The sequence below is a fragment of the Micromonospora sp. NPDC003776 genome, assembly GCF_053605645.1.
The window spans coordinates 1-6127 of the sequence record NZ_JBSGJR010000436.1 but is presented as its reverse complement, the minus strand read 5'-3'; the positions used below and the strand labels follow the sequence as shown (position 1 = coordinate 6127).

Below are 6127 nucleotides of genomic sequence, written 5' to 3'. Positions count from 1 at the left end.
CAGGTGCGCGCGGCCGGCCCGGGCGGCCGGGTCACCAGCCGCGCGCCCGCCACTGCGGCAGCGCGGGGCGCTCGGCGCCCAGGGTGCTGTCCTTGCCGTGCCCCGGATAGAACCACGTCTCGTCGGGCAGCCGGTCGAAGAGCTTCCGCTCCACATCGTCGATGAGCTGCGCGAACCGCTCCGGGTCCTGGTGGGTGTTGCCGACACCGCCGGGGAAGAGCGAGTCGCCGGTGAACAGGTGCGGTACGCCGGACGGGTCGCGGTAGAGCAGCGCGATCGAGCCCGGGGTGTGTCCCCTGAGGTGGATCACCTCCAGCGCGCAGTCGCCGACCGGGACGCTGTCGCCCTCGCGCAGCGGCTCGGCCTCGATCGGCAGCCCGTCGGCGTCGTCGGCGTGCACCAGCGGCCGGGCGCCGGTCTTCGCGACCACCTCCTCCAGGGCCACCCAGTGGTCCATGTGCTGGTGGGTGGTGACCACCGCGGTCAGCCCGTCCTCGCCGATCAGGTCGAGCAGCCGGGGCGCCTCGTTCGCGGCGTCGATCAGCACCTGCTCGCCGGTCTCCCGGCAGCGCAGCAGGTAGGCGTTGTTGTCCATCGGGCCCACCGACACCTTGGTGATGGTGAGCCGGTCGAGCTCGCGGATGTCCGGCGCACCGCCGGGCGTGACGTCTCCGGTGTAGGTCATGACGGCTTCTATATCCATTCCGGTGGGGTCGGCAGGGGACCGTCGGGAGTGACGGTGAGCACCTCGCCGGCACTGCGGCCGATCAGCCACGCGGCGAGTTCCGGCGCGGGGCCGGTGATCGTGGGCGCCCCCTCGGGGTCACCCACGACGAGTTCCTGCCGGACGCCGTCGAACCGCAGCACCATGGCCGGCGCGTCCGGGGCGTCGGCCAGGCCGGTCGCCACCTCGTGCAGCAACCGCTGGGCGAACGCGGCCGGCCAGTCGGCCGGCCGGTAGCCCGCGTCGAGGTCCACATGGTGCACCTCGATCTCCCGCAGCCGGCCCCAGACCAGCGTCGCCGCCGGCCACGGGCCGCGCCGGGTCTGCACGGTGGCCGCCCAGGCTCCCACCGGCATCGCCTCGACCGCCGCCGCGAACCGGGCCGCGCTGCCGCGCAGGTCGTCCAGGAGGTCGGCGGGACTCCGGTCGGCACCGGTCTCGATGTCGGCGGCGCGGGCCTCCGGGCTGGCGTACATCGGGATCGGCTCGCCGGTGCGGGCGGCGGTGAACAGGTTGACGAAGGCGTCGGCGTTGCGGGCCAGGTGGGTCAGCACGTGCCCGCGGGTCCAGCCCGGCAGCAGGGACGGGCCGGCCACGTCCGCGGCGGCCAGGCCGGCCACGGTACGCAGGAGCCGCTCCGTGGCCTCCTCGGCCTCGCCCGTCAGCAGCAGCGGATCGCTCGTCACCGTTCCACCTCTGTTCGCGGCTGCGGGGCTCGCAGGATCGGCTCACTCCTCGCGCTCACGCATCGACCCTAGCGGTACGGTGCCGCCGCGTCGCCGGGGAAATCGCTTTCGGCGCGTCGGCGCTCCCCTTACCGTCGGCGCAGAACGCGGCACCGGGAGTCGGAGTGGAGGTGGTGAGCATGCCGGTCGTAGCACGCGTGTTCCGCCATGAACCCCCTCGACACCGATGAGGACACCATGACCATCGATCTGACCGCCCTCGGCTGGGACGCCGACCGGGCGGCACACGTGGGACGTCGTACCGACCGGCGACCGGGCCGGGTGGCCCGCGTCGACCGTGGGATCTGCACCGTGCTCCGCCCCGAGGGGCCGGTGCGGGCCAGCCTGGGCGGTGGGGTGCTGGCCGCCGCTGCCCGCGACCTGACCGCGCTGCCCTGCGCCGGTGACTGGGTGCTGCTGGCCAGTTGGCCGGACGGGCCGGTCACCGTCGAGACGGTGCTGCCCCGCCGTACCGCGCTGATCCGCCGGACCGCAGGCAAGGACGCCAGCGGCCAGGTGCTGGCCGCCAACATCGACACCGCCGCGGTGGTGGAACCGGTCCACCCGGAGCCGGACGCCGCCCGGATCGAACGACTACTCTCGCTGGCCCACGAGTCCGGCGCGGAGCCGCTGATCGTGCTCACCAAGGCCGACCTGGCCGCCGACCCGGCGGCAGTGGCCCGGCAGCTCGCCGCTCTCGCCCCGGGGGTACCGGTGCTGCCGGTCAGCGCCGAGCGGGGCACCGGGCTGGACCCGCTGCGCCGGCACGTCGCGGCAGGGCGCACCCTCGGCCTGCTCGGCCCGTCCGGGGCGGGCAAGTCGAGCCTGGTCAACGCCCTCGCCGGGGCGGAGGTGATGCGGACCCAGGCGATCCGGCGGGTGGACGGCAAGGGCCGGCACACCACCACCTGGCGGGCGCTGCTGCCCATTCCGGGCGGCGGGGCGGTGCTGGACACCCCCGGTGTCCGCGCGGTCGGCCTGCTGGACGGCTCGGCCGGCCTGGACCGGGCCTTCGCCGACATCGCCGAGCTCGCCACCGACTGCCGGTACGCCGACTGCGCGCACGACGCCGAGCCGGCCTGCGCGGTGCGCGCGGCGCTGGAGAGCGGCGAGCTGCCCGTGCGGCGGTGGGAGAGCTGGCGTCGGCTCCAGCGGGAGGTGGCGTACGAGAGCCGCCGCCGGGAGACCCGGCTGGCCGCCCAGCGGCGGGGCAGCTGGCGGGCGGAGCGGCGGCGGACCGCGCGTCCGACCTCGCCGCCCGGGCCCGGGGGATTCTGACCGCGCCGGTGCGGGTCGGTCGGGCGGGGCGTCGTGCTCCGCCCGACCGCGCTGAGCTGGGGGAATGTGCGCGCGACGAAGTTTGTCGTACCTCAGGGCTAGAGTTGCCCAGGCGTATTTCTACGCCTCGACAACCCTCGAAAAACCGCTCAGACCACGCTCCGAGCGGACAGATCCGCCTCACATTCTTCTTCCGGGAGCACACGCACCGTGGCCGACCGACTGATCATCCGTGGCGCGCGCGAGCACAACCTGCGTGACGTCAGTCTCGACCTGCCCCGGGACGCCCTGATCGTCTTCACCGGGCTCTCCGGGTCGGGCAAGTCGAGCCTGGCGTTCGACACCATCTTCGCCGAGGGCCAGCGGCGCTACGTCGAGTCGCTGTCCTCGTACGCCCGGCAGTTCCTCGGCCAGATGGACAAGCCGGACGTCGACTTCATCGAGGGCCTCAGCCCGGCGGTCTCCATCGACCAGAAGTCCACCTCGCGCAACCCGCGCTCCACGGTCGGCACGATCACCGAGGTCTACGACTACCTCCGGCTGCTCTTCGCCCGGATCGGTGAGCCGCACTGCCCGGTCTGCGGCGAGCGGATCTCCAAGCAGAGCCCTCAGCAGATCGTCGACCGGCTCCTCGCCATGGCCGAGGGCACCCGCTTCATGGTGCTCGCCCCGGTGGTGCGCGGCCGCAAGGGGGAGTACGTCGACCTCTTCGCCGAGCTCCAGTCGAAGGGCTACGCGCGGGCCCGGGTCGACGGCGTGGTGCACCCGCTGACCGAGCCGCCGAAGCTCAAGAAGCAGGAGAAGCACACCATCGAGGTGGTCATCGACCGGCTCAGCGTCAAGCCGAGCGCCAAGCAGCGGCTGACCGACTCGGTCGAGGCCGCGCTCGGCCTCTCCGGCGGCATCGTCCTGCTCGACTTCGTCGATCTGGCCGAGGACGACCCGGAGCGGGAGCGCCGCTACTCGGAGCACCTGGCCTGCCCCAACGACCACCCGCTGGCGATCGAGGACCTGGAGCCCCGGGTCTTCTCCTTCAACGCCCCGTACGGCGCCTGCCCCGAGTGCACCGGCCTGGGCACCAAGAAGGAGGTCGACCCGGAGCTGGTCATCCCGGACCCGGAGCGCACCCTGCGCGAGGGGGCCATCCAGCCCTGGGCGAGCGGCCACAACCTGGACTACTTCCTCCGGCTGCTGGAGGCCCTCGGCGAGGCCGAGCACTTCGACCTGGACACCCCGTGGCGCAAGCTGCCGTCCCGGGCGCAGAAGACGATCCTGCACGGCTCCGACGACCAGGTGCACGTGCGCTACCGCAACAAGTACGGCCGCGAGCGCTCCTACTACACCGGCTTCGAGGGCGTGGTGCAGTGGATCGAGCGGCGGCACTCGGACACCGAGTCGGAGTGGTCGCGGGACAAGTACGAGGGCTACATGCGGGACGTGCCCTGCGCGGCCTGCGGTGGCGCCCGGCTCAAGCCCGAGGTGCTCGCGGTCACCCTGGCCGGCAAGAGCATCGCCGAGGTCTGCAACCTCTCCGTCGGCGAGGCCGCCGACCTGCTCGCCGGCATCGAGCTGTCCGACCGGCAGAAGATGATCGCCGAGCGGGTGCTCAAGGAGATCAACGCCCGGCTGAAGTTCCTGCTCGACGTCGGGCTGGACTACCTCTCCCTGGACCGCCCGGCGGGCACCCTCTCCGGCGGCGAGGCGCAGCGCATCCGGCTCGCCACCCAGATCGGCTCCGGCCTGGTCGGCGTGCTCTACGTGCTCGACGAGCCCTCCATCGGCCTGCACCAGCGCGACAACCACCGGCTGATCGAGACGCTGCTGCGGCTGCGCGGGCTGGGCAACACGCTGATCGTCGTCGAGCACGACGAGGACACCATCCGGGTCGCCGACTGGATCGTCGACATCGGCCCGGGCGCGGGCGAGCACGGCGGCCGGATCGTGCACAGCGGCTCGGTGCCGGCCCTGCTGGAGAGCGAGGAGTCGGTCACCGGGGCGTACCTGTCGGGCCGGAAGGTCATCCCGACGCCCGCGATGCGGCGGCCGCAGACCCCGGGCCGGGAGCTGGTGGTGCACGGGGCGCGCGAGCACAACCTGCGCAACCTCACCGTGAGCTTCCCGCTCGGCCAGCTCATCGCCGTCACCGGGGTCAGCGGCTCGGGCAAGTCGACGCTGGTCAACGACATCCTCCACGCGGTGCTGGCCAACCAGATCAACGGTGCCCGGCTGGTCCCCGGCCGGCACACCCGGGTCAGCGGCCTGGAGCACGTGGACAAGGTCGTCGGGGTCGACCAGTCGCCGATCGGGCGTACCCCCAGGTCCAACCCGGCCACCTACACCGGCGTCTGGGACCACATCCGCAAGCTCTTCGCCGAGACCACCGAGGCCAAGGTCCGGGGGTACGGCCCCGGGCGGTTCTCGTTCAACGTCAAGGGCGGGCGCTGCGAGGCGTGCTCCGGCGACGGCACCATCAAGATCGAGATGAACTTCCTCCCGGACGTCTACGTCCCCTGCGAGGTGTGCAAGGGCGCCCGGTACAACCGGGAGACCCTGGAGGTGCACTACAAGGGCAGGACCGTCGCCGAGGTGCTGGACATGCCGATCGAGGAGGCGGCCGAGTTCTTCTCCGCCATCCCGGCCATCCACCGCCACCTCAAGACGCTGGTCGACGTCGGTCTCGGGTACGTCCGGCTGGGCCAGCCGGCCCCGACCCTGTCCGGCGGTGAGGCGCAGCGCGTCAAGCTCGCCTCCGAGCTGCAGAAGCGCTCCACCGGGCGGACCGTCTACGTGCTGGACGAGCCCACCACCGGCCTGCACTTCGAGGACATCCGCAAGCTGCTGATGGTGCTGGAGGGCCTGGTCGACAAGGGCAACACGGTGATCACCATCGAGCACAACCTCGACGTGATCAAGACGGCAGACTGGATCATCGACATGGGCCCGGAGGGCGGCCACCGGGGCGGCACGGTCCTGGCCACCGGCACCCCGGAGGAGGTCGCCGAGGTGCCCGAGAGCCACACCGGGCAGTTCCTGCGCCCGATGCTCAAGCTCGACGGCGAGGCGAAGGGCGCCGCCGCGGCCACCACCCGGGCCGCCAAGGCCAACGGCGCCACCCGGTCGCGCGGCAGCCGAAAGGTCCCCGCCGGGGCACGCTGACTCGGGCGTACGACGGGCGGGCCAAGACACCGGCCCGCCCGTTTTCGCTGCCCATTTCGTGACGCGTCAGTATGAACCGCGCGCGATCGTGTTGCGTGTCCCCGGGTGTGGGGGCAGATCATGACAGGCGGCGGCAGCCGAGAGAGAGGCCGGAGATGAGTGACGATCAGGAGTTGACCGGGCCGGGTACGCGGACGCGCCGGGCCCTGCCGCAGGCGGCCAGCACCACCGCCGCGCCGACCGC

The 6127-nt window shown here is 72.7% G+C and carries 4 protein-coding genes; 2 read left to right on the top strand and 2 right to left on the bottom strand.

Annotated elements, in window-relative coordinates:
- Positions 1-31 precede the first annotated feature (31 nt).
- Positions 32-685, bottom strand: coding sequence for an MBL fold metallo-hydrolase (locus ACWEVO_RS27355; RefSeq protein ID WP_452310369.1), 654 nt, complete (start codon positions 683-685; stop codon positions 32-34).
- Between the two features lie 8 nt (positions 686-693).
- On the bottom strand, positions 694-1410 hold the full coding sequence (locus ACWEVO_RS27350) for a maleylpyruvate isomerase family mycothiol-dependent enzyme (RefSeq protein WP_452310368.1): 717 nt from the start codon (positions 1408-1410) through the stop codon (positions 694-696).
- A 237-nt stretch (positions 1411-1647) separates the two neighbouring features.
- Here ACWEVO_RS27350 and rsgA point away from each other — a divergent pair, with 237 nt between their 5' ends.
- Positions 1648-2727 carry a ribosome small subunit-dependent GTPase A gene (rsgA, locus tag ACWEVO_RS27345; protein WP_452310367.1) on the top strand — a complete coding sequence of 360 codons (1080 nt, stop codon included), beginning with the start codon at positions 1648-1650 and terminating at the stop codon, positions 2725-2727.
- 210 nt (positions 2728-2937) lie between these two features.
- The gene (gene uvrA / locus ACWEVO_RS27340; RefSeq protein WP_452310366.1) at positions 2938-5883 is read left to right on the top strand and encodes an excinuclease ABC subunit UvrA; all 2946 of its coding nucleotides are present in this window, start codon (positions 2938-2940) and stop codon (positions 5881-5883) included.
- Positions 5884-6127: the final 244 nt, after the last annotated feature.